Source organism: Streptomyces diversicolor, assembly GCF_057537855.1.
On sequence record NZ_BAAJXA010000002.1, the window covers coordinates 42209 to 66188 of the forward strand.

The window sequence follows — 23980 nt, forward strand, 5'->3', positions numbered from 1 at the left end:
CCGACGAGCACCGTCGGAGTCAGCGCCTGTCGGCGAGCGCCGTCGGAGTCAGCGCCTACCGACGAGCACCGTCACGGTCAGCGCCCACCGACGAGCACCGTCAGAGTCAGCGCGTCTCGAAGAGCGCCGTCGGGATCAGCGCCTACCGACGAGCACCGTCACGGTCAGCGCCCACCGACGAGCACCGTCAGAGTCAGCGCGTCTCGAAGAGCGCCGTCGGGATCAGCGCCTACCGGCAAGCACCCTCGGAGTCAGCGCCCACCGACGAGCACCGTCAGAGTCAGCGCGTCTCGAAGAGCACCGTCGGGATCAGCGCCCACCGGCAAGCACCGTCGGAGTCAGCACCTGCCGACGAGCGCCGTCACGGTCAGCGCCCACCGACGAGCGCCGTCGGAGTCAGCCCGTGTCGAAGAGCGCCGTCGCGGTCGCCTGCCGACGAGCGCCATCTGGATCAGCGCCTGCCGGCAAGCACCGTCGGAGTCAGCGCCTACTGGCAAGCATCGTCGGAGTCAGCGCCTGTCGGCAAGCACCGTCGGAGTCAGCGCTTGTCGGCGAGCTTCCAGGCGGTGGGCAGGGCGCCCATGGCCAGGGCCGCCTTCAGGGCGTCGCCGAGCAGGAACGGGGTGAGCCCGGCGGCGACGGCGGCCGAGGCGGACATCCCGGTGGCGAGGGCGAGGTAGGGGACGCCGATGGCGTAGATGATCGCCTCGCCGAGGATCATCGTGCCCGCGGTGCGCAGCACCGAGCGGTCGGCGCCGCGGCGGGCCAGCGCGCCCACGGCGGCGGCGGCCAGCAGCATGCCGAAGACGTATCCGAGGGACGGGGCGGCCGTGCCCGAGGCGCCCTGCGCGAACCACGGCACGCCGGCGATGCCGGCGATCGCGTACAGGGCGAGGGAGAGGAAGCCACGGCCGGCGCCGAGCGTGGTGCCGACGAGCAGGGCGGCGAAGGTCTGGCCGGTCACCGGGACCGGGGAGCCGGGCACGGGCACCGACAGCTGGGCCGCGAGGCCGGTGAGCGCGGCTCCGCCGAGCACGAGGGCGACGTCACGCACGCGGGAGGAGGGCAGGAGGTCGGCGAGGACGGCGCCGGAACGGGCGCCGGCGGTGGCGGTGCTCATGGGGACTCCGCAGGTGTGGGCGGCCGGGGACACCGCGACGCTATACCGCCTGGTCGGGCCGTTCACCGTCAGCGCTCGACAAAGGCGGGTCCCGCACGCTGGTCGGCTCCATACAAAGCGTGCGGGTTACACCCGGTACGACGTGAGAACGGTCACTGAGGGCGCGATGCCTGGCTCACGCCGGCGCCCCCGCCGGCGTACGGCCCCGTTCGTCCGCCCGGTTCGTCGGCCTCGTTCGCACCCCACGGAGCCTTTTTGTTGCTAGCGTGTAGTTGCAAGCTCTTCGCAATAAGAGCTGCGGGGGTGCCGACGGCGCTCCCCCTGACGTCCTGCCTCGTGATCGTCTTCTCACCCTTCACGCGGCGGGCGGAACAAGGGACCGGCCCCGCGCGGACGTGACGCGCGGGGCCGGTCCTGTTCGCGTACCGGATCGGGGGATTGACCCCCGCCCGGCCGCCGTCGGACCCTCGGGAGACACCTCACGGGCCCCGAGGGTGGGGAGCAGACATGGAGTTCAAGCGGTGCCCGAGCTGCGGTGGGCCGCTCCAGGCGTTCCGACCGCTCACCGAGGAGGAGAAGGCGTTCGTGCGGAAGGAGAAACCGGACTTCGCGCCCGGTGCCTACATCCGCTGCGCCCGGGACGGCTGCCGCCGTTACCAGCGCAGCTTCAACTGGCAGGACGGCGGCTACTTCCCCGCTCCGGAGCCGGAATGACTCACAGGTTGCTGAAGTCGGGGCCCTTGGTGCGGGTCCGCTTGATCTCGTAGAAGCCGGGCACGGAGGCGACGGCGAGGGTGCCGTCCCACAGCCGAAGCGCCTCCTCGCCCTTGGGGGCGGGGGTCACCACGGGGCCGAAGAAGGCGATCTCCTCGCCGTCGGGACCGGGTACGGCGATGACCGGGGTGCCCACCTCCTGGCCGACCTTGTCGATGCCCTCCTTGTGGGAGGCGCGCAGCTCGGTGTCGTAGGTGTCCTTGTCGGCGTACTCGATCAGGTCGGCGGGCAGGCCCGCGTCGGCGAGGGCGGCGACGATGCCGGCGCGGTCGGCCCCCAGGCCCTCGTTGTGGAAGCGGGTGCCGAGGGCGGTGTACAGCCTGCCGACGGCCTCGTCGCCATGCAGTTGCCCGGTGGCGATCGCCACCCGGACCGGGCCCCACGCCTTGCCGCCGGGACGCATGTTCTCGACGTATTTCTCGGGCAGTTCGTCCAGCCTGTTCTCGTTCAGCACGGCCAGGCTCATCACATGCCAGCGCACCTCTATGTCCCGGACCTTCGCCACCTCCAGCACCCAGCGGGAGGTCATCCAGGCCCACGGGCACAGCGGGTCGAACCAGAAGTCGACGGGGGTCTTCTCTGCCATGTCACTCCTTGGGAGAACGCCTTTAGCCGGGCAACGCGCCGGTCCGTCGCGTCATTCCCCTGCTGACCCCTGTCAGGGGCTCATGGCAGGATCGGTCCTGTTCGGCACCGGCCGAACCCCGCCCCACCGCACCAACGAGGGAGTGCCGCCCGTGCCCGGTGAGAATCTGTCCCGCGACGAGGCCCGGGAGCGGGCCGCCCTGCTGTCCGTCGACGGGTACGAGGTGTCCCTGGACGTGCGGTCGGCCGTCGGCGACGGGGCCGGGGACGGTGCGCCGCGCACCTTCCGCTCGGTCACCACGATCCGCTTCCGCTGCAACGAGCCCGGCGCGTCCAGCTTCGCGGACCTGATCGCGCCGAGCGTGACCGCGCTCTCGCTCAACGGCAGGGACCTCGACCCCAGCGAGGTCTTCGACGGCTCCCGGATCGTGCTGGAGGAGCTGGCCGCGGAGAACGAGCTGGTGGTGGACGCGCAGTGCGCCTACTCCCGTACCGGCGAGGGCCTGCACCGCTTCGTCGACCCGGAGGACGGCGAGGTGTACCTGTACACCCAGTACGAGCCGGCCGACTCCCGCCGCGTCTTCGCCACCTTCGAGCAGCCCGACCTCAAGGCCCCGTTCCGCTTCGAGGTGCGGGCGCCGAAGGACTGGACGGTGTGGAGCAACGGGGCCGGTGAACGCGCCGACGGCGTCTGGCGGTTCGCCGAGACCAAGCCCATCTCGACGTACATCACCTGCGTGGTGGCGGGCCCCTACCACCATGTGACCGACTCCTACGAGCGGACCTTCGAGGACGGTACGCGGCTGGAGATCCCGCTGGGCGCGATGTGCCGCAAGGGCCTCGCCCCGCACTTCGACGCGGACGACGTCTTCCTGGTCACCAAGCAGGGCCTGGACTTCTTCCACGACCACTTCGACTTCCCGTACCCGTTCGGGAAGTACGACCAGGCGTTCGTGCCCGAGTACAACCTGGGCGCGATGGAGAACCCGGGCCTGGTGACCTTCCGCGAGGAGTACATCTTCCGCGGCAAGGTGACGCAGGCGTCCTACGAGGCGCGGGCCAACGTCATCCTGCACGAGATGGCGCACATGTGGTTCGGCGACCTGGTCACCATGGAGTGGTGGGACGACCTGTGGCTCAAGGAGTCGTTCGCGGACTTCATGGGCACGTTCGCGAACGTCGGCGCAACCCGTTTCAGCAACGCCTGGATCACCTTCGCCAACCGCCGCAAGGCATGGGCGTACCGGGCCGACCAGCTGCCCTCCACGCATCCGGTCACGGCGGACATCCGCGATCTCCAGGACGCCAAGCTCAACTTCGACGGCATCACGTACGCCAAGGGCGCCTCGGTGCTCAAGCAGCTCGTCGCGTACGTCGGCGAGGACGCCTTCCTTGAGGGGGCCCGGCGCTACTTCAAGCGGAACGCGTACGGCAACACCCGGCTCGGTGATCTGCTGTCGGTGCTGGAGGAGACCAGCGGCCGGGACATGGCGGCCTGGGCCGGGTCCTGGCTGCAGACGGCCGGGGTGAACACGCTGACCCCGCAGGTGCTGCTGGACGCCGAGGGCCGGGTCGGCGAACTGGCCGTGCTCCAGGAGGCACCGGAGTCTCATCCCCGGCTGCGTCCGCACCGGGTGGCGGTGGGCCTGTACCGCCGTACCCCGGCCGGGGCCCTGGAGCGGTACGCGCGCGTGGAGACGGACGTCGACGGCCCGCGCACCGTCGTGGCGGAGCTGGCCGGTGCCGCCGCCCCTGAGCTGGTGCTGGCCAACGACGACGATCTGACGTACTGCAAGACGCGGCTCGACGCCACGTCGCTGGCCACGCTCCGGGACCATCTGGGCGCGCTGACGGACCCGCTGGCCCGCGCCCAGTGCTGGTCGGCGCTGTGGAACCTGACCCGGGACGCGCTGCTGCCGGCCCGGGACTTCGTCGGGCTGGTGCTGCGCTTCGCGGGCCGCGAGAGCGAGATCGGCGTGGTGCAGATGCTGCACGCGTGGACGAACTCGGCGCTGGTCCACTACGCGGCGCCGCGGTGGCGGGCGACGGGCGAGCGGCTGGTCGCCGACGGCGCCCTCGCCGAGCTGCGGCGGGCCGAGCCGGGCAGCGAGCACCAGTTGGCCTGGGCGCGGTTCTTCGCGTCGGTGGCGTCGAGCGAGGCGGACCTCGGGCTGCTGCGTGAGCTGCTGGAGGGCATCACGAAGATCGACGGTCTGGAGGTGGACCAGGAGCTGCGCTGGGCGTTCCTGGAGCCGCTGGCCGCCCACGGGGTGGCCGACGAGGCCGTGCTCGCGGCGGAGCTGGCCCGCGACGACACGGCGTCCGGCAAGCGGCACCAGGTCCGCTGTCTGGCCGCCCGGCCCTCGGCCGCGGTCAAGGCGCAGGCGTGGGCGCAGGTGGTGGAGTCCCAGGCGCTGTCCAACGCGCTGGTCGAGGCGACCATCGCGGGGTTCGCGCAGCCCTCGCAGCGGGAGTTGACGGCGCCGTACACGCAGAAGTACTTCGCGGCGATCGAGCGGGTGTGGCGGGAGCGGTCGATCCAGATCGGCATGGACGTGGTCAGGGGCCTGTTCCCGGCCTACCAGGACTCGCCGGGGACGCTGGCGGCGGCGGACGAGTGGCTGGAGTCCCACCGTCAGGCGGCTCCCGCGCTGCGCAGGCTGGTGCTGGAGGCGCGGGACGATCTGGCGCGGGCGCTGCGCGGGCAGGCCCGCGACGCCGACGCCTCTGGCCAATGATCGGCCCGTCCGTGACCGTTACGGAATTCGGTCAATAGCAGCCGTAACCCCTGGACCGCACCCGAACGGACCAGGGGTTTTCGGTGTCTACTCGGCATCCGAACAACCGTCCTTTAGTGCTGTCTTGTCCGTATTTGTCGACGAGCGTGTAACAGCGGTTACAGGGACGACCGGTGGCGGGAAATTGGAGATCATGACCCACAACACCCCGCTTTCCCCCCGCCCCCTGCACCACCTCAGCGACATCCACCGCCGGGTGCTGACCGCGGCACAGCTGCGCAAGCACGGCGTCTGTGCGGCCGAGCTGACCGAGCGCTGCCGCCCCGGCGGCCCCTGGCGGCAACTGCTGCCGGGCGTGGTCCTGCTGCGCTCCGGACCACCCACGAGCGAGGAGCGCCTGCACGCGACGCTGCTGTACGCGGCCCGCGTCCCGGGTACCGGCGTGCCGGAGCAGCCCAGCCCCGAAGGGCCGCACGGCCCCGTGTACGCCGAGGCGATGATCACCGGGCTGGCCGCGCTGACCCTGCACGGCTTCTCCTCGACGCCGGCGCTGCCGGCCCTGGACCGCATCGACGTGCTGGTCCCGCGCGCGCGGCGGCTGCGCTCCACGGACGCGGTGCGCATCGTGCGCACGCCGGTCATGCCCGTCCCGCAGCAGGTGACGGGAGTGCCGGTGGCGCCGGTGCCGCGGGCCGTGGCGGACGCGGTCGCGGACCTGACGGAGGCGCACGAGGTGCGTCCGCTGCTGTCCGAGGCGGTCCGGGCCGGCCACTGCGAGCCGGCCGCCGTGGTCCGCGAGCTGCACCAGGCCAGGCTGCTCGCCCGGCCGCACGTGGTGGACGCGGTGGACTCGCTGCTGGCCGAGGGCAGGGCCCTCGCCGAGGACCGCCTGTACCGGATGGTGCGGGAGTACGGCCTGCCGGACCCGGTGTGGAACGTGGACCTGCGGCTGCCCGGCGGCCCGCACCTCGGCGGCCTGGACGCCTACTGGCCCGACGAGGCGGTGGCGGTGGAGCTGGACACCCGGGCCACGCGCCAGGACGAGGACGCGCTCTGGTCGGAGTACGCGCGCAAGCGTGAGCATCTGGAGCGGCTCGGCATCACGGTCGTGCACATCTCCCCGCGGAAGCTGAGGGAGTCGCTGGAGCAGCAGGCGGCGGTGGTCCGCACCGCACTGATGGCATCCGGCGACCGCCCCCCGGCCGCGCACGTCCTCGTCCTGCCCCGGTGATCGGAGCGAGTGCAGCCCGCTGCGGTCCGGCAGCGCCCCCGAAGGGGCGCGGGGAACTGCGCGACCAGCCACCATGCTGCCGCAGCCGACCGACGGCACCTCACGACAGCGTTGAAACGGTGGCTGACAGACGGTGGCTAACAGAATTCCCCCTCCAGCACGGCGTCCATGTCACCGGACCAGTCCCCGTTGAAGTTGACCGCCAGCGCGTGCCGGCCGTCGGCCGTCGTCACCGCCGAGGAACTGGAGCCGTGGATGCCCCCGTCGTGCCCCCAGACGTGGACGCCGCAGGACAGGGTGCGGTCCATGAGGCCCAGACCGTAGCCCGCGTTCGGGATGTCGCCGGCCGCGACCGTGGTCTTCATCTCCTTCAGCTGCCGCGCGGGCAGCAGGTCGCCGCCGAGCAGGGCCCGGTAGAACCGGATCAGGTCGGCCGAGTCGGAGACCATCTCGCCCGCGGAGGACGCGATGGACGGGTTCAGCCACGTGACGTCGTAGGTGGGGCCCGTCGCGGTCTGCTCGAACTTCGAGTAGGCGCGGCTGCTCGGCCGCGGCAGGGTGACCCGGGTGCCCGGCACCGAGGTGCCCGTGAGCTTCAGCGGGCGGATGATCCGCCGGCCGATCTCCTCGGCGTAGGAGCGGCCCGTCACCCGCTCGATCACCATGCCCGCCAGGACGTAGTTGGTGTTCGAATAGGTCCAGGACGTGCCCGGCGCGAAGTCCGGCCGGTGGCGCATGGCGATCGCCACCAGCTCGTGCGGGGTCAGGGTGTCGTAACGGTGCCGGAGGAAGCCGTCCTTGAGGAAGTAGGCGCGGCCGAAGGCTTCGTCGGCCGTGTAGTTGTAGATGCCGCTGGTGTGGTTCAGGAGCATGCGCAGGGTGATCGCGCGGCCGTCGTGGCCGTGACCGCGCACCAGGCCGGGCAGCCAGGTGTCCACCGGGTCGTCCAGCGACACCCGGCCCTCGGCCTCCAGTTGGAGCAGGACGGTGGCGACGAAGGTCTTGGTGATGCTGCCGACGCGGTAGCGGTCGGCGGCGGAGCGCGGGGCGCCGGTGCGCGTGTCGCCGACGCCGGCCGTCGCCGACCAGGTGCCTCGGGTGTCCCGGGCCCCCGCGGTGACGCCGGGCACGCCGTCGGCGACCGCGGCCTCGATGGCCCGTCGGGTGGCCGCGTGGCCGTCGGCTCCCCGGGCGGGCCCGGCCGCCAGCGCCGGTCCCGCGAGCGCCGACGACAGCACCACGACCGTCGCTCCCACCACTGCCGTACGTACGGACATGTCGTTCCCCCTACCTGCTGGGCTCGTTGAGCTGAGTCGCGGGGAGGGACACCGAGGCGGTGGCGGAGGTTGCCTCGCCGTGGGCCGGTTGAGCGTGTTCCGGCCCTTGTGGCTCAGCCCTTCTTCAGCACCAGCTCCGTGTTGCGGTCGGCCGCGGAGCCCGCGAGCGTCCTGTTGGCGCCGGGGGCGTTGAAGGACAGTTCACGATAGAGGGCGGCCAGGCCGGTCTGGGACAGGTCCGCGTGGTCGGCACGGTGCGGTGCGGCGGACTCGACGAGCGTGGTGAACAGCGACAGCGTGCCGTCCTTGTTGTCCACCAGCTCGATCACCCGGGCGAGTTGAGGATGGTCGACGTGCGAGGCGGTGGAGATCTCCCAGAAGGAGCGGCGGCCCGCGGCGGCGTGCGGGGTGATGGCGTTGCGGTGGATGTGCCCGTTCACCCAGGCCAGCACGCCCGCGTGGCGGGCGAGGACGGAGAGGACCGCGGCGCCGTCGTGCCGGCGCTCGCCGGGGCGGGCCGGATCGGGGCGGGAGTTGTCCATCGACTTGCTGGTGTGATGGCTGAAGACGATCGCGTACGCGTCCGCGTTGTCCCGCAGGGTCTTGTCCAGCCAGTTCAACTGGGCGGTGCCGATGGAGCCTTCGTAGTGGCCGCCCGGGTCCGTGGTGTCCAGGCTGATGCCGATCACGTCGTCGGTGATGCGGAACGTGTAGTACTGGGTGCCGGCGTCCACGTTGGCCGACGAGTACCCGTGGCCGGCCGGCCCGGACCCGGTGTACGCCGGGTCGAGATGGGCCTTGAGGTAGTCGGCCGGGGTGTAGGGGGCCCGCTGCTCGTCGGGCGTGATGGACCGCAGGTCGCGGGCGTGCGCCTTGAGCAGGTCCCGGAAGCCCGCGCCCTGCGGGTCGGTGGCGTTCTTGATGGTGTCCTGGAGTTTCTTCGCCTCGGCCGCGTCCAGGCTCATCAGCTTCTTGCCGCCGACCGCGTACTCGGTGAGATAGGGGTCGCCGTGGGAGCCGTAGCAGCCGAGCGGCAGGGAGTCGTGGTTGCCGACCGTGGAGTACCAGGGCAGGTTCAGGCCGGGGCTGCGTACCTCGCGGACCGCGGCCGCCAGATAGCCCTCAAGCCGCGGGAATCCGAACGCCTTGTCCCGGTCGCGGAGCACCGAGTCGGGCTGCCAGAACATCTTGAGGCCGCTGTTCTGGACGCCTTCGTAGTGCCGCGGGTCACCGGAGTTGGGGGTGATGGTGCCGCCGCTCATGACCTTCATGAACCACTCCAGTTCGGAGCGGGCGTTGTTGTCGGTGTTGTCGCCGGTGGTCATGACGCAGTGCAGCGGCGACCCGGTGACCGGCGCGCCGCGCAGCGCGTTGACCCGCTCGATGAGCGAGACGGCCCCCGGCACGGTCAGCGCCTCGTGCGGGCGCCAGGCGTGCGGGTCGGTGGAGCGCAGGAACTCAAGCCGCAGCGGGTGCTGGACGTCCATCAGATGCAGATCGGTGAGCTGGACGAACGCGGCGAGCGGGGTACGGCGGCCCGCGCGGCCGGACTTGGGCGCGGCGAGTTCGTCGCGCACCACCCGCGGCCAGCCGGGCCCGTCACCGAGCCGCCGGTAGCCGGAGCCGTCCCGCGGGGCGGCGACGGAGTCCACGGTGGTGCCCCTGGTGTAGGGGGCGAGCGGCGGCGCGGGTGCCTTCCGGGAGGAGACGAGGGGCGCCTCGGATGCGGTGGCGGCCTGGCTGTCGGTGGGGCGCAGGGCGTAGCCGACGCCCGCGGACAGGGACACCGCTCCGACGGCGGCGAGGACGGTACGGCGGTTGACCGCCACGGAGGTGGCGACAGAGCGTGTGCGCGACATGGCGCGGTCTCCCCGAGTGCGAACGCGTCGGCAGTGGTCGCGGGTGATCGCCCTTGCGAACATCCCGCTCGCTCTGGATCGTTGGCACCGGGGGTGACCTGCGCGTGAACGAGGCGGCAACGTGCGGCGCCGATCACCGTACGTGGATCACGGCGTACGGTGCGCGGTCATGTGGCGGACCGCGGGCGGCCGGGGGCCGGTCACTCCGGGTTCATCTGCGGGGGTAGGGGACGGCCGCCGGGCGCCGTCTGGGGCCGTCCCGCGGCCGGGCGTTCGCGCCACAGCCGCAGCGCGGCGTCGATGAGCGGCACCCGGTTCAGTCCGGCCACCGCGGACAGGTCCTGCCAGGCGGCCAGGTCGGTGGAGCCGTCGACCTCGTTGCGCAGTTCGCCCCCGGTGATCCGGCCCTCGTAGACGAGCCGTACGCCGTGGTGGTCGACGGTGCGGCCGAAGCGGCGCGGCACGATCCGGCGCAGCGAGTCCACGCCGAGCAGTCCGGTCACCTCGATGCGGTAGCCGGTCTCCTCGCGCACCTCGCGGCGCACCGTGTCGTAGGGGTCCTCGCCGTGCTCCATGCCGCCGCCGGGCAGCACCCACTCGGGCGGCCCCGCGGGGGCGGGCGAGCGGGCGAGCAGGATCTGTCCGTCGCGGACGCACACGGCGTAGGCCGCCACCCGAAGTCTCTTGCGCACGGGCCGACGTTAGCCGTGGCGCCCCCGGTCGGGGAACGGGTCGGCGGGCCGGGCGACGGGGCGACGGCATTCCGCCACCGCATGCGTTAACGATCTCGAAACAATCGGCGAAAGATCATGCTTTGGACATCTAAGTCCCCCGTGGCGTATGGCGGATGTACGCCATACCTCCCTCACGCCGCGGTCAACTCTCCCCAAAGTTCTCACCTTTGGGTAAAGCTGAGCGATCGTCCGGCACCGAAATCCGGACTGCCGTGCTCAACGTTCCTTTACGCACAAGGGATGCCGATGACCCTCTCCTCCAAGAGCGACCCGATACCGGGCGCGAGACGCGTGGCCCGTATCGCCGTGGCCGCGGGTCTGGTGGCCGCGCTCTCCGCGGCCGGCCCGATACCCCTGGCCTTCGCCGCGAGCAGCACCGCGGCGACGGCCGACCCCGGCGTCAAAGCCGCCCACGACAAGCTGGGTTCGGACGACGCCGACCTGCTCGCCGAGGCCAGGGCGGCCGGCGAGAAGAACATCACGATGATGATCGCGACCGCGCCCGGCCGGACCGCGCAGGTCGCCGAGCAGCTGGACGCGGTCAAGGGCGGCTCCGTCGGCCGCACCTACGACAAGCTGGGCTACGTCCGTGCCACCGTCCCGACCGGCAAGGCGGACGCGGCCATCGCCGCCGCCGCCAAGCTCTCCTCGGTGCACGCCATCGACCTGCGCCAGGAGATCCCGCTCGACGACCCGACGCCCGCCGGGGACACCGCGGGCAAGGCCGGGTCCGCCGCGACGGCGAAGACCTATCCGGCACCGGGCCGGAACACCCCCGCCGAGAACCCGTACAACCCGTCCTTCGAGACGGGCGCCGTCGACTTCGTGAAGAAGAACCCGAAGGCGGACGGCCGCGGCGTCACCATCGGCATCCTCGACTCCGGCGTCGACCTCGGCCACCCGGCGCTGCAGAAGACCACCACCGGCGAGCGGAAGATCGTCGACTGGGTGACGGCCACCGACCCGATCGTCGACAACGACCAGACCTGGCGTCCGATGGTGACGGCGGTCTCCGGGCCGTCGTTCAGCTACAACGGCCAGAGCTGGAAGGCCCCGGCGGGCTCCTACCAGGTCAGCGTCTTCAAGGAGTCCTCCACCGCGGGCGGCGACGCGAAGGGCGACGCCAACCGGGACGGCGACACCACCGACTCCTGGGGCGTGCTCTACGACCCCGCGGCGGGCACGGTCCGGGTCGACCTGAACAACAACAACGACTTCAGCGACGACACGCCGATGAAGCCGTACAAGGACGGCTACCAGGTCGGCTACTTCGGCACCGACGACCCGAAGACCGACGTGGTCGAACGGCAGCCGTTCGTCGTGCAGATCCGCAAGGACGTGCCGATGGACCCCTACGGCGGGTCCTGGGTCGGCAAGAAGGCCGACTTCGTCAACATCGGCGTCATCGAGTCGGAGCACGGCACGCACGTCGCCGGCATCACCTCCGCCAACGGCCTGTTCGGCGGGAAGATGAACGGCGCCGCACCCGGCGCGAAGATCGTCTCCTCCCGTGCCTGCACCTGGAGCGGCGGCTGCACCAACGTCGCGCTCACCGAGGGCATGATCGACCTCGTGGTCAACCGCGGCGTCGACATCGTCAACATGTCGATCGGCGGCCTGCCGGCGCTCAACGACGGCAACAACGCGCGCGCCGAGCTGTACACGCGGCTCATCGACACCTACGGCGTGCAGCTCGTCATCTCCGCGGGCAACTCGGGCCCCGGCGCCAACACGATCGGCGACCCGGGCCTGGCCGACAAGGTGATCTCCGTCGGCGCAAGCATCTCCAAGGAGACCTGGGCCGCCAACTACGGCTCCCAGGTGGAGAAGAAGTACGCGATGATGCCCTTCTCCTCCCGCGGACCGCGCGAGGACGGCGGCTTCACGCCGACCCTGACCGCGCCCGGCGCCGCGATCAACACCACCCAGACCTGGCTGCCCGGCGGCCCGGTCGCCGAGGCGGGCTACTCCCTGCCGGCCGGCTACTCGATGCTCCAGGGCACCTCGATGGCCTCCCCGCAGGCGGCCGGCGCGAGCGCGCTGCTGCTCAGCGCCGCGAAGCAGCGGCACATCGACCTCACCCCGGCGACGCTGCGCACCGCCCTGACCTCGACCGCCGACCACATCAAGGGTGTGCAGGCGTACGAGGAGGGCGCGGGCCTGATCAACATCGTCGACGCCTGGAAGGCCATCAAGAAGGGCGCGAGCGCCCATGACTACACGGTCAAGGCGCCGGTCGACACCGCGATCGACTTCGCCCTGAAGACGCCGGGCTTCGGCACCGGCCTGTACGACCGCGAGGGCGGGCTGAAGGCCGGGCAGAAGAAGACGTACGACGTCACGATCACCCGTACCTCCGGCGCGGACAAGGCGATCCGGCACGAGCTGCACTTCGAGAACAACGCCGGTGACACCTTCCGGATCGTCGGCCCGGACGAGGTGAGGCTGCCGCTGAACCAGCCGGTGACCGTCAAGGTCCAGGCCGCCCCGAGGTCCGCGGGTCTCAAGAGCGCGATCCTGGAGGTCGACGACCCGAAGACGCGGGGCGTCGACAAGCAGATCCTCACCACGGTCGTGGTCGCGGCGCCGGTCCACTACACCTACTCCGCGTCGGGTTCGGTGCAGCGCAACAGCACGCAGTCGTACTTCCTGACGGTCCCCGAGGGCGCCAAGTCCCTGGAGGTCGCGATCGGCGGGCTGAAGGACAAGAGCCAGACCCGGTTCATCTCCGTCCACCCGTACGGCGTTCCGGTCGACAACACCTCGACGCCGTACTGCTACAACAACTACCTGAACGGCAACGGCTGCCGGCCCGACGTGCGCTCGTACGCCGACCCGCAGGCCGGGGTCTGGGAGGTCGAGGTCGAGTCGCGCCGCACCTCGCCGCTGCTCGACAACCCGTACAAGCTGGACGTCGCCGTCCTCGGCGCGGTCTTCGACCCGGCGACCGTGACCGTGCCCGAGGCGAAGGTCGGCGTCCCGGCCACCGCCTCCTGGAAGGTCACCAACCGGTTCGCCGCCCTGGACGGCAGGCTGGTCGGCGGCCCGCTCGGCTCCGCGAAGTCCGACCGGCCCGCCATCAAGGAGGGCGAGAGCGCCCTCACCGAGGTGACCGTGCCGGAGGGCGCCCAGTCCCTGGACGTCGCCATCGGCAATGTCTCCGACACCGCCGCCGACCTGGACCTGACCGTGTACGACGCCGACGGCAACCAGGTCGCCCAGTCCGCGGACGGCGACTCGGAGGAGGCGGTGTCCATCGCCGAACCGGCCGCGGGCACCTACACCGTCGAGGTCTACGGCTACTCGGTGCCGGCGGGCTCCACCGACTACGACTACCGGGACGTGTTCTTCGCGGCCACGCTCGGCACCGTCACGGTCGACGCGGCGACGCCGGTGAAGCTCGGCACGGGCGCCTCGGCCACGGTGACCGGACAGGTCACGGCCGCCGCTCCGGCCCCGGAGGGACGCGAGTTCTTCGGCCGGGTGCAGCTGGTGAACGCGCGCGGCACGGTCGCGGGCGCCGGCAGTGTGCAGATCGGGAAGGTCACACCGTGACGTCATGACGCCGTGGGCACCGTGTCACGGTGCCGCGGTGAGCGGGGGCGGGCGGCCCGGCGGGCGCCCGCCCCTTCGCCGTGCCTCATGGGCACCCGGCGACGGGCGTGGCCGCCAGGCCCCGTTCGACGCCGACGCGTTGCTCCGCGATCTCCCGCCGGTCCGTCACCCACAGATCGGGCTCCTCAGCGCCACGCGGGACGCCCAGCAGGACGTGCTCGCCCGGGCGCGGCGCGACGGACTCGTCGGTCACCACGGTGACCTCGGCCTCGCCACGCTCGGGCCGGTAGTAGCGGGTCACGCGCAGGGTGACCCGCTCCGACCCGGTGCCGGGCACCGCCTCGACGTCGACGACATCGCCCTCGACCACGAGGCGGGCGCACACCGCCGGGTACGCCGAGCCGCTGTCGAACTGACTCTCGGAGCGGCCGTCGGAACGGCTCTCGGCCTTGGCCGCGCTGTCGTCGGCGCCCGCCGAGAGGCCGGTGCCGGACCGGGCCAGCAGCCAGCCCAGGCCGGCCAGGACGGTCACCGCGCAGGCCACGGCCAGGGCGCCGAAGGCGACGGCCGGGAAGCGGCGGCGCGGGCGCGCGGGCCGCGGTGTGTGCCGCGGCGCGGGGCTCTCGGCGGGGGCGGGCGCCGCGAGCGCGTCCCCGATGATCTTCAGCTGCTCCCGCAGCAGCGCGACGTCGGCCTGTGCCGAGCGGTGCTCGGCGGCGGTCCGGGGATCCGTCCGGGCCGTCTCAGGGCCCTCCCCGGTGATCGCGGCCAGCAGCGCGTCGGTGCCGTCGTACGGATCGTGCTCGGCGGTCACGTCACACCACCTCGTCCTCGTGCAGGCGGGCCCGCAGGGCCCGGACCGCCGTGTGCAGCCTGCTCTTGACCGTGCCCTCGGGGATGCCGAGCTCCCGGGCGATCCCGCGCACCGGCAGATCGGCGTAGAACCGCAGGACGAGGACCTGACGCTGGGCGTCGGGCAGCTCGTCCAGGCCCCGGGCGACGGCGAGGGACAGCAGGCTGGTCTCCTCGCCGGAGGGGTGGTCCGCCTGCCGGAGCGAGGCCAGCCGTTCGCCGAGCCGTTCCTGGCGGCGCTTGGCCCGGTGCCAGTCCATGGCCAGGTTGGAGGCCACGACCGCCGCCCACGCGGACACGTCGCGCGGCGCCTCCTCACCCTTCGCGGCCCGCTCCAGCAGCCGCAGGCGGACCTGCTGCACCCCGTCCAGCAGGTCCGCCTGCGGCACGCCGCCGAGTGCCAGCACCGCCCGCACCCGGCGTTCCTGGGCCGCGTCCAGCGGATCGTCGCCCCCACCGGCGATCGGCTCCGGGCCGCGCCGGGCCCTTCTGCGCAGCACAAGCCACCCCCTCACCACGTTTCTCCTACGACGCCACGGGCGGCCGGAACGTTCGGGGGAATTCTCCGGGCGGGTGGAGGCGTACGTCACACCATCGTGTGGCGGGGTCGGAGGCGGGCAGCCGCGAGGCAGCACAGCTTGCGGCGCAACGGCGTCCGCGGGGGAATTTCTCCAGCTCAACGGGGGTGTGAACGGAACACACCGGGTCGGCCGCCCGGCCCGGCCCGCCCGGTCGTCGGCCGCGCCGGGCAAAGAAGTGGACACGCGGACCGGGCCGGGCCGCATGATGGAAAGGCCGCCGCCGGGCCGGGCACGCGGGCAGCGCCCGCGGCACACAGGCGGAAGGCAGCGGAACACAGCAACACACCGCATCAACAACGCACCACAACGCACCACAACGCACGACAACGCAATAAAGCGGACAGCACACACGCAGAGGGAGTCGCCGTGAGGGTCGGAATCGTCGGAGCCACCGGACAGGTCGGCACGGTCATGCGCAGGATCCTCACCGAACGGAACTTCCCGCTGGACGAACTGCGCCTGTTCGCCTCCGCCCGTTCCGCCGGGACGGTCCTGGACGGCGTGGTCGTGGAGGACGCGGCGACCGCCGACTACACCGGCCTCGACATCGTCCTGTTCTCCGCGGGCGGCGCCACCTCCCGGGCGCTGGCCGAGAAGGTCGCCGCCCAGGGCGCCGTCGTGATCGACAACTCCTCGGCCTGGCGGCGGGACGCGGACGTGCCCCTGGTGGTCTCCGAGGTGAACCCGCACGCGATCGCGGACCGCCCCAAGGGCATCATCGCCAACCCGAACTGCACGACGATGGCCGCGATGCCGGTCCTCAAGCCGCTGCACCGGGAGGCGGGCCTTGAGGCGCTGGTCGTCGCCACCTACCAGGCGGTCTCCGGCTCGGGCCTCGCGGGCGTTGCGGAGCTGCACGGGCAGGCCCAGAAGGTGGTGGGCGAGGCGGACCGGCTCACCCACGACGGTTCGGCCGTCGCCTTCCCGGAACCGCAGGTCTACAAGCGCCCCATCGCCTTCAACGTGCTGCCCTTCGCGGGCAACCTCGTCGACGACGGACTCAACGAGACCGACGAGGAGCAGAAGCTGCGCAACGAGTCCCGCAAGATCCTGGAGATCCCCGGCCTGAAGGTCTCCGGCACCTGTGTCCGCGTCCCCGTCTTCTCCGGCCACTCCCTCCAGGTCAACGCGCGCTTTACGCGTCCGCTGTCCCCGGAGCGGGCCACGGAACTGCTCGCCCAGGCGCCGGGCGTGGCCCTCAGCGACATCCCGACCCCGCTCCAGGCGGCCGGCCAGGACCCGTCGTACGTCGGCCGCATCCGCCGCGACGAGACGGTGGACAACGGCCTGGCCCTGTTCGTCTCCAGCGACAATCTGCGCAAGGGCGCGGCCCTGAACGCCGTCCAGATCGCGGAACTCGTCGCCACCGAGCTGACGGCCTGACCCCGCGCGAGGGTGCGCCCACCGGGTGGGCGCACCCTCGCACCGTTCACAGGGCGAGATGCCTGCGCAGGCCCCTCGCACGGTTCACAGGGCGAGGTGCCTGCGCAGGGCCACGTCGATCTCCGCCACGGACGGCCGGGGCACCGATCCGATCGGGTGCTGAGCCCTGCGTACCTCGTAGAGGAAGCAGCCGTACTCCACCGCGCGCACGTGGACGAAGGCCACCTCCGGGTCGGCGAACGCCTCCGTGAAGGCCGGTGCGAAGTCCTCCGGGTCCTCGACCAGCCGCCCGCCCAGGATGTGCCCCTCGGACGAATAGCGGCGGACCGTGCGGTGGGCGCCGGTGAAGGGGAGGCCCTCGCTCTCCGGTCCGGGGCACGGCTCGGCGTGGATGAAGACGGGCCCCTGCTCGTCGTACGCACCGGGTTCGGCCCCGGTCGTGGCCGCCCAGCGGCGCAGCGGCGCGTACGAGACGAGCGCGATCGACTCGCCGGGAGCGCTGCGGCGCAGACAGCAGCGCAGGGGCGCGCCGCCCTCGTCGTCGATCAGGGGAACCGTCTTGCGCCCCGCGTCGTCCACGGAGCGCAGTTCCTTCAGGGCCGTCGGGCCGATGGGGCGGGCGGTGTACGTCGTCATGCCCCCAGGCTGGCGCGCGTCCGCCCCGGTCACCGGCGGGATCCGGACATCGCGTCGCGAGGACGACCCGTGGAAGGATGGCGCAACCCACACATAACGAGGAGATGACCGCGTGCCTGGCACAAACCTGACTCGCGAAGAGGCTCAGCAGCGGGCGAAGCTGCTCACCGTTGACTCCTACGAGGTCGATCTCGACCTCTCCGGGGCGCAGAGTGAGGGAGGCACCTACCGGTCCGTGACCACGGTGCGCTTCGACGTCGCCGAACAGGGCGCCGAGTCCTTCATCGACCTGGTGGCCCCCACGGTCCACGAGGTGACGCTGAACGGCGACCCGCTCGACCCGGCCGAGGTCTTCGCCGACTCCCGGATCGCGCTGCCCGGCCTGCTGACCGGCCGCAACGTGCTGCGGGTCGTGGCCGACTGCGCGTACACGAACACCGGCGAGGGGCTGCACCGCTTCGTCGACCCGGTCGATGAGCAGGCGTATCTGTACACCCAGTTCGAGGTGCCGGACGCCCGCCGGGTCTTCGCCTCCTTCGAGCAGCCGGACCTGAAGGCGACCTTCCAGTTCACCGTGAAGGCGCCCACGGGCTGGACCGTCATCTCCAACTCGCCGACGCCCGAGCCCAAGGACGACACCTGGGTCTTCGCGCCGACGCCGCGCATCTCGACGTACATCACCGCGCTGATCGCCGGCCCGTACCACTCCGTGCACAGCGTGTACGAGAAGGACGGCCGGAGCGTGCCCCTCGGCATCTACTGCCGTCCCTCGCTCGCCGAGTTCCTGGACTCGGACGCGATCTTCGAGGTGACCCGGCAGGGCTTCGAGTGGTTCCAGGAGAAGTTCGACTACGCGTACCCGTTCGAGAAGTACGACCAGCTCTTCGTGCCGGAGTTCAACGCCGGCGCGATGGAGAACGCGGGCGCGGTCACCATCCGGGACCAGTACGTCTTCCGGTCCAAGGTGACCGACGCGGCCTACGAGATGCGGGCCGAGACCATCCTGCACGAGCTGGCCCACATGTGGTTCGGCGACCTGGTCACCATGGAGTGGTGGAACGACCTGTGGCTGAACGAGTCGTTCGCCACCTACACCTCCATCGCCTGCCAGGCCCACGCACCGGACTCCCGGTGGCCGCACGCGTGGACCACCTTCGCCAACTCCATGAAGACCTGGGCCTACCGGCAGGACCAGCTGCCCTCCACGCATCCGATCATGGCCGAGATCCGCGACCTGGACGACGTGCTCGTCAACTTCGACGGCATCACGTACGCCAAGGGCGCCAGCGTGCTCAAGCAGCTCGTCGCCTACGTCGGCATGGACGAGTTCTTCACGGGCGTGCAGACCTATTTCAAGCGGCACGCGTACGGCAACACCCGCCTGTCCGACCTGCTGGGCGCCCTGGAGGAGACCTCCGGCCGCGATCTGAAGACCTGGTCGAAGAAGTGGCTGGAGACGGCCGGCATCAACATCCTGCGGCCGCGGATCGAGACGGACGCCGACGGCGTCATCACGTCGTTCGCGATCCGCCAGGAGGCCCCCGCGCTGCCCGCCGGCGCCAAGGGCGAGCCGACGCTGCGCCCGCACCGCATCGCGGTCGGCCTGTACGACCTCGACGAGGCCGGCGGCAAGCTGGTGCGGACCGACCGGATCGAGCTGGACGTGGACGGCGAGCTGACGGCCGTGCCGCAGCTGACCGGACGGCGCCGCCCGGCCGTGATCCTGCTCAACGACGACGACCTCTCGTACGCGAAGGTACGGCTGGACGAGGCGTCCCTCGCCTTCGTCACCGACCACCTCGGCGACTTCGCCTCCTCGCTGCCCCGCGCCCTGTGCTGGGCATCGGCCTGGGACATGACCCGGGACGCGGAGCTGGCCACCCGCGACTACCTGTCCCTGGTGCTGTCCGGCATCGGCAAGGAGTCCGACATCGGCGTGGTGCAGTCGCTCCAGCGGCAGGTGAAGCTGGCGATCGACCTGTACGCCGACCCCGCCGCCCGCGAAGCGCTGCTCACCCGCTGGACGGACGCCACGCTGGCGCATCTGCGCTCCGCCGCGCCGGGCAGCGACCACCAGCTGGCCTGGGCCCGGGCGTTCGCGGCGACCGCGCGCACACCGGAGCAGCTGGACCTGCTGGAGAGCCTGCTGGACGGCACGCAGACCGTGGCGGGCCTGGCCGTGGACACGGACCTGCGCTGGGCGTTCGTGGAACGGCTCGCGGCGGTCGGCCGGTTCGACGAGGCGGAGATCGCCGCCGAGTACGAGCGGGACAAGACCGCGGCCGGTGAGCGGCACGCGGCCACCGCGCGGGCGGCCCGTCCGACGCCGGAGGCCAAGGCGGAGGCGTGGGCGTCGGTCATCGAGTCCGACAAGCTCCCGAACGCCGTCCAGGAGGCGGTGATCGGCGGCTTCGTGCAGAGCGACCAGCGCGAGCTGCTGGCGCCCTACACGGAGCGGTACTTCGAGGTCGTCAAGGACATCTGGGCGGCCCGCTCGCACGAGATCGCCCAGCAGATCGCGGTCGGCTTCTACCCGTCGATCCAGGTGTCCGAGGAGACCCTGCGCAGGACGGACGCCTGGCTCGCCTCCGCCGAGCCCAACGCGGCCCTGCGGCGCCTCGTCTCGGAGTCCCGCGCGGGCGTGCGGCGGGCGCTGGACGCGCAGGCGGCGGACGCGTAGGCCTCCGGCGGTCTCCGGTGGCTTGTAAGTGGCCCGGGCCCAAGCCGCTTACAAGCCACCTTGCGGTGGGCGGGGGCCGCTCGGTGACATGCCGTCGATCAGCTGCGGCGCCATCGTGGCTGGTCGCGCAGTTCCCCGCGCCCCTTCGGGGCGCGCCTGTGCGCCCCGGTGTAAAGGGGGTGACAGCAGTCGGTCGGCTCCGGCGCCCCTTTCGGGGCGCGTCTGGTGCTGGGGTCAGGCCTTGGCGTTGGGCTTTGTCACTCGGTGCTTCGACTTGTCGAGGACCATGACCAGGCCCGCGATGACCGCGAACAGTGCCAGCGGGGCCAGCACGTAGAGGCCCAGCGTCTCGATGACGCTCAGGCCCGTGCCGGGGTCATCGCCGTCGTCGCGGGTGAGCGCGAGCGCGGGGGACGACATGAGCAGCATCATCAGCGTCGTACCGGCGGCCAGGGCGCCGGCGCGCAGGGCGTTCTTCTTGTCCACGGTGCAAAAGTAGCGAACGCCCGGAGGTGACCCGCGCCCGGGGTGCCGTAGCCGTTCACGCGCCGCTGCGCAGGGTCTCCAGCAGGGCGTGCAGCCGGGGTGCGGCGGTCAGTTCCTCCAGGGTCACCGGGCGGCCGTCCGCGTCCGCGATGGGCAACCGCCAGTTCGGGTACTGGTCCCAGGTGCCCGGGACGTTCTGCGGGCGGCGGTCGCCGACGCCGTCCGGGAGCCAGACGCCGACCAGACGGGCCGGGGTGCGCAGCAGGAAGCGGTGGACCGCCCGGACCCGCGCCTCCTCGGCGGCCGGGGAGCGGTCGCCCGGCGCCCCCTGGAGCAGCCCGAGGCGGGCGAGCAGGTCCAGCCACTCCCCCGTGTCCGCGGCGGCGTCCGCCCGCTCCTGCGCGGCCGGGCGGGTCAGCAGGCCGAGGCGGTCGCGGAGTTCGACGTGCTCGCCGGTGAGCCGGGCGGCCGTGGGCGGCAGATCGTGGGTGGTGGCGGTGGCGAGGCAGTCGGCGCGCCAGCGGTCGGGCGGGAGGGGACGTCCGTCGCCCGCCCAGTCCCGTTCGAACCACAGCACCGACGTGCCGAGCAGGCCGCGCCGCTGAAGCGTCTCGCGTACGCCGGGCTCCACGGTGCCCAGGTCCTCGCCGATCACCACGGCCCCGGCCCGGGACGCCTCCAGGGTGAGCAGCGCGAGCATCGCCTCGGCGTCGTGACGTACGTACGTACCCCGCGTCGGCGGCTCGCCCCGCGGCACCCACCACAGGCGGAACAGGCCCATCACATGGTCGATGCGGACCGCGCCCGCGTAGCGGAACAGGGCACGCAGCAGGTGCCGGTAGGGGGCGTGCCCGGAGCGGGCGAGGCGGTCCGGGCGCCAGGGCGGCAGGCCCCAGTCCTGGCCGAGTGCGTTGAAGGCGTCCGGCGGTGCGCCCACCGACATTCCGGCGGCGAAGTACTCCTGCTGGGCCCAGGCGTCGGCGCCCCGTGGGTGCACGCCGACCGCGAGGTCGTGCACGATCCCGACCGGCATGCCCGCCTCGCGGGCGGCGCGCTGGGCGGCGCCGAGCTGGGTGTCGGTGAGCCAGGCCAGCCAGCAGTGCAGGTCGACGCCGTCCATCAGGTCGGTGCGGGCGCGGGCGGTGCCGGACGAGCGGGGGTCGCGCAGTTCGGGCGGCCAGGTGTGCCAGTCGGAGCCGTGCACCTCGGCGAGCGCGCACCAGGTGGCGTGGTCCTCCAGGGCCCGGCCCTCCCGGGCGAGGAAGTCGGCGTAGGCGGCCCGCCGGCCCGGCGCCAGGGGCACCTCCCGGACCAGTTCCAGTGCCTCGCGCTTGAGCTGCCAGACCGCGTCCCGGTCGATGAGCGCGCCCCGGTCCAGCACGGCGGCGCGCAGCCGGGCGGCCCGGTCGAGGAGTCCGCGGACCCGGTCGCGGTCCTCGACGTACGCGAACTCGGGTACGTCCTCCACCCGCAGGTGTGCCGGGTCCGGGAAGCGACGGGAGGACGGCCGGTACGGGGAGGGGTCGGTCGGGCTGCCGGGTACGGCCGCGTGCAACGGGTTGACCTGCACGAATCCGACGCCGGCCGTGCGTCCTGCCCAGCCGGCCAGCTCGCTCAGGTCCCCCAGGTCGCCCATGCCCCAGGACCGCCGGGACAGCAGCGAGTACAGCTGGACGAGGAGTCCGTAGGACCGTCCGGCGGGGGTGGGCAGCCGGTCGGGGGCGACGATCAGATGGGCCTCGGTGGTACGGCCGTCGGGGGCGGCGGCGGACACCCGGTGGACGCCGGCCGGCAGCCCGTCGGCGGTGCCGGCGGTGTCGCCCTGCTCGGTGTCGACGCGCAGCCGGGTGCCGGGCGGCAGGGCGTCCAGGGGGCCCGGAGCGCCGGTACGGTGCACGACCGTCGGCGGCAGCAGCCGGGTGCGCAGCTCGCGCTCGCGGTCGGCGAGGGCGGCCCGGACCGCCCGCCCGGTGCCGGCGTCGACGTCGAGCGCCGCCAAGGCGGCGACGACGGCGGAGGCGGAGGCGGCTACCGTGCGGTCAGGGGCAGGGCGGTAGGAGGTGGCGACTCCGTGCAGCTCGGCGAGCCGGCACAGCTCCTCGTCGAGGGCGGCGGCCGGACCGGGCTCGGCCATCTACCGCACCGGGCCGAAGGGGTCGGCGACCGCGTCGGACTCGCTGGTCAGCGCGGCCCCGTCGGTCAGTGGCGGCTCGCTGGTCAGGGGCTCGGCGTCGGGCAGCGGTGGCTCGCTGGTCAGCGGGGTCTCGGCGTGCGCGCCCTCCGCGCTGAACACGCAGAACTGGACGTCGTCGGGCTCGGCGGACGGCCCGGGCACGGGTTTGCGGGGGGCCGGGAGCGAGAGGTGAGCCGGTGCGGGCACGGCGTTCTCCTTGTCGGCGGCAACGGTTTCGACGGACAACGCGAGCCCTACCCACCCCACGCGCCGCCACTCACCACGCCGAACGAAGCAGACGGGGCGGCGCAGCAGGGGGCGGGCAGCTGGGGTGGTTCTGGTGGGGCTCCCGGCCGGTGGGAGCAGTGCGGCGGGGTCCGGGCGGCGGGAGGCAGGCGCGGCCGGGACCGAGCGGGACGAATACCGAGCGGGGCGGGCGACCGCGTGGGGCGGGCGACCGCGTGGGGCGGGCGACCGCGTGGGGCGGGCGACCGCGTGGGGCGGGCGACCGCGTGGGGCGGGGCAGGAGATGTCGGGCAGGTGGGGCCTTGTGAAGGGTCGGGGCGCGCGGCCGGTGGGGCTGGGGGCGTGGCTGGGGCCCCGTGGCCGGGGTGGCCACGGGGGTATGCGAAGGCCCGGATTCTCAGGCGGAAATGCCGTCGATCCGGGCCAAGGCGTCGTCCGCGCCGTACGGCTGCAAGTAGGGCAGCCAGCGCGGGTCCCTATGGCCGGTGCCGATGATGCGCCAGGCGAGGCCGGTGGGCGGAGCGGGTTTGTGGCGCAGCCGCCAGCCGATCTCGACCAGGTGACGGTCGGCCTTCACGTGGTTGCAGCGGCGGCAGGAGGCCACCACGTTGTCCCAGACGTGCTTGCCCCCGCGACTGCGCGGGATGACGTGGTCGACGCTGGTTGCGACGCCACCGCAGTACATGCACCGGCCCCCGTCGCGGGCGAACAGCGCCCGACGGGTCAGAGGAACGGGCCCCCGGTAGGGAACCCGCACGAATCGCTTGAGCCGGACCACGCTGGGTGCGGGGACTGTGACGGTTGCGCTGTGCATGAAGGCGCCGGACTCCTCAAGGCAGACTGCCTTGTTTTCGAGGACGAGCACGAGCGCGCGGCGGAGCGGTACGACGCCGAGCGGCTCGTACGACGCGTTGAGGACCAGGACATGCGGCACGGATGCCTCCTTGTACGCCGGCGGCGCGTGGCTCGCGCCGGGACGATCTGCAGCCAGTCTCCCCTCATGCCTGGTGAAAGCGCCACCATGTGCCGGTAACGGGCTGGGAGTGTTTTCGACCACACCTGGATTCATC

General features: G+C 72.4%; 17 protein-coding genes and 1 pseudogene. 6 read left to right on the plus strand and 12 right to left on the minus strand.

Annotated elements, in window-relative coordinates:
- Window positions 1-538: 538 nt before the first annotated feature.
- Window positions 539-1120, minus strand: a complete 582-nt coding sequence (locus tag AC27LF_RS02150) for a biotin transporter BioY (RefSeq protein ID WP_479656137.1) — start codon at window positions 1118-1120, stop codon at window positions 539-541.
- A 507-nt stretch (window positions 1121-1627) separates the two neighbouring features.
- On the opposite strand from AC27LF_RS02150, the gene AC27LF_RS02155 reads away from it, so the two are divergent.
- Entirely contained in the window at window positions 1628-1834 is a 207-nt protein-coding gene (locus tag AC27LF_RS02155) for a hypothetical protein (RefSeq protein WP_479656136.1), read from the plus strand.
- Window position 1835: 1 nt separating this feature from the next.
- Here the strand turns inward: AC27LF_RS02155 and AC27LF_RS02160 are convergent, their stop codons facing one another.
- The gene (locus AC27LF_RS02160; RefSeq protein WP_479656135.1) at window positions 1836-2480 is read right to left on the minus strand and encodes a mycothiol-dependent nitroreductase Rv2466c family protein; all 645 of its coding nucleotides are present in this window, start codon (window positions 2478-2480) and stop codon (window positions 1836-1838) included.
- Between the two features lie 151 nt (window positions 2481-2631).
- Between AC27LF_RS02160 and pepN (AC27LF_RS02165) the strand changes: the two genes are divergently transcribed.
- Window positions 2632-5217 carry an aminopeptidase N gene (gene pepN / locus AC27LF_RS02165; RefSeq protein ID WP_479656181.1) on the plus strand — a complete coding sequence of 862 codons (2586 nt, stop codon included), beginning with the start codon at window positions 2632-2634 and terminating at the stop codon, window positions 5215-5217.
- A gap of 193 nt (window positions 5218-5410) precedes the next feature.
- Window positions 5411-6448, plus strand: a complete 1038-nt coding sequence (locus tag AC27LF_RS02170; protein WP_479656134.1) for a hypothetical protein — start codon at window positions 5411-5413, stop codon at window positions 6446-6448.
- Between the two features lie 137 nt (window positions 6449-6585).
- Here the strand turns inward: AC27LF_RS02170 and AC27LF_RS02175 are convergent, their stop codons facing one another.
- From AC27LF_RS02175 to AC27LF_RS02185, 3 genes are all read right to left on the minus strand, one after another.
- Entirely contained in the window at window positions 6586-7725 is a 1140-nt protein-coding gene (locus AC27LF_RS02175; protein WP_479656133.1) for a serine hydrolase domain-containing protein, read from the minus strand.
- A gap of 113 nt (window positions 7726-7838) precedes the next feature.
- Window positions 7839-9584 carry a TIGR03767 family metallophosphoesterase gene (locus AC27LF_RS02180; RefSeq protein WP_479656132.1) on the minus strand — a complete coding sequence of 582 codons (1746 nt, stop codon included), beginning with the start codon at window positions 9582-9584 and terminating at the stop codon, window positions 7839-7841.
- Window positions 9585-9784: 200 nt separating this feature from the next.
- Window positions 9785-10276, minus strand: coding sequence for an NUDIX hydrolase (locus AC27LF_RS02185; protein ID WP_479656131.1), 492 nt, complete (start codon window positions 10274-10276; stop codon window positions 9785-9787).
- 288 nt (window positions 10277-10564) lie between these two features.
- Between AC27LF_RS02185 and AC27LF_RS02190 the strand changes: the two genes are divergently transcribed.
- Complete coding sequence (locus AC27LF_RS02190) at window positions 10565-13873, plus strand: S8 family serine peptidase (RefSeq protein ID WP_479656130.1); 3309 nt, start codon at window positions 10565-10567, stop codon at window positions 13871-13873.
- An 85-nt stretch (window positions 13874-13958) separates the two neighbouring features.
- Here AC27LF_RS02190 and AC27LF_RS02195 read toward each other — a convergent pair whose 3' ends face one another.
- Both AC27LF_RS02195 and AC27LF_RS02200 read right to left on the minus strand, forming a co-directional pair.
- Window positions 13959-14687, minus strand: coding sequence for a hypothetical protein (locus tag AC27LF_RS02195; protein ID WP_479656129.1), 729 nt, complete (start codon window positions 14685-14687; stop codon window positions 13959-13961).
- Window position 14688: 1 nt separating this feature from the next.
- The gene (locus AC27LF_RS02200; protein WP_479656180.1) at window positions 14689-15225 is read right to left on the minus strand and encodes an RNA polymerase sigma factor; all 537 of its coding nucleotides are present in this window, start codon (window positions 15223-15225) and stop codon (window positions 14689-14691) included.
- A 447-nt stretch (window positions 15226-15672) separates the two neighbouring features.
- On the opposite strand from AC27LF_RS02200, the gene AC27LF_RS02205 reads away from it, so the two are divergent.
- On the plus strand, window positions 15673-16689 hold the full coding sequence (locus tag AC27LF_RS02205) for an aspartate-semialdehyde dehydrogenase (protein ID WP_479656128.1): 1017 nt from the start codon (window positions 15673-15675) through the stop codon (window positions 16687-16689).
- A gap of 165 nt (window positions 16690-16854) precedes the next feature.
- Here the strand turns inward: AC27LF_RS02205 and AC27LF_RS02210 are convergent.
- Window positions 16855-17325 (minus strand): annotated as a pseudogene (locus AC27LF_RS02210) (DUF1203 domain-containing protein); the annotation flags it as partial.
- A 112-nt stretch (window positions 17326-17437) separates the two neighbouring features.
- Between AC27LF_RS02210 and pepN (AC27LF_RS02215) the strand changes: the two are divergent.
- Window positions 17438-20005, plus strand: coding sequence for an aminopeptidase N (gene pepN / locus AC27LF_RS02215; RefSeq protein ID WP_479656127.1), 2568 nt, complete (start codon window positions 17438-17440; stop codon window positions 20003-20005).
- A 234-nt stretch (window positions 20006-20239) separates the two neighbouring features.
- Here pepN (AC27LF_RS02215) and AC27LF_RS02220 read toward each other — a convergent pair whose 3' ends face one another.
- The 4 genes from AC27LF_RS02220 to AC27LF_RS02235 form a co-directional block, all read right to left on the minus strand.
- Window positions 20240-20491, minus strand: a complete 252-nt coding sequence (locus AC27LF_RS02220) for a hypothetical protein (protein ID WP_479656126.1) — start codon at window positions 20489-20491, stop codon at window positions 20240-20242.
- A 55-nt stretch (window positions 20492-20546) separates the two neighbouring features.
- Complete coding sequence (malQ, locus tag AC27LF_RS02225) at window positions 20547-22625, minus strand: 4-alpha-glucanotransferase (protein ID WP_479656125.1); 2079 nt, start codon at window positions 22623-22625, stop codon at window positions 20547-20549.
- Entirely contained in the window at window positions 22626-22871 is a 246-nt protein-coding gene (locus AC27LF_RS02230) for a hypothetical protein (protein WP_479656124.1), read from the minus strand. It abuts the gene before it with no gap.
- Between the two features lie 436 nt (window positions 22872-23307).
- Window positions 23308-23844 (minus strand): HNH endonuclease, encoded by a 537-nt coding sequence (locus AC27LF_RS02235; RefSeq protein WP_121888680.1) that lies wholly within the window; start codon window positions 23842-23844, stop codon window positions 23308-23310.
- Window positions 23845-23980 lie beyond the last annotated feature (136 nt).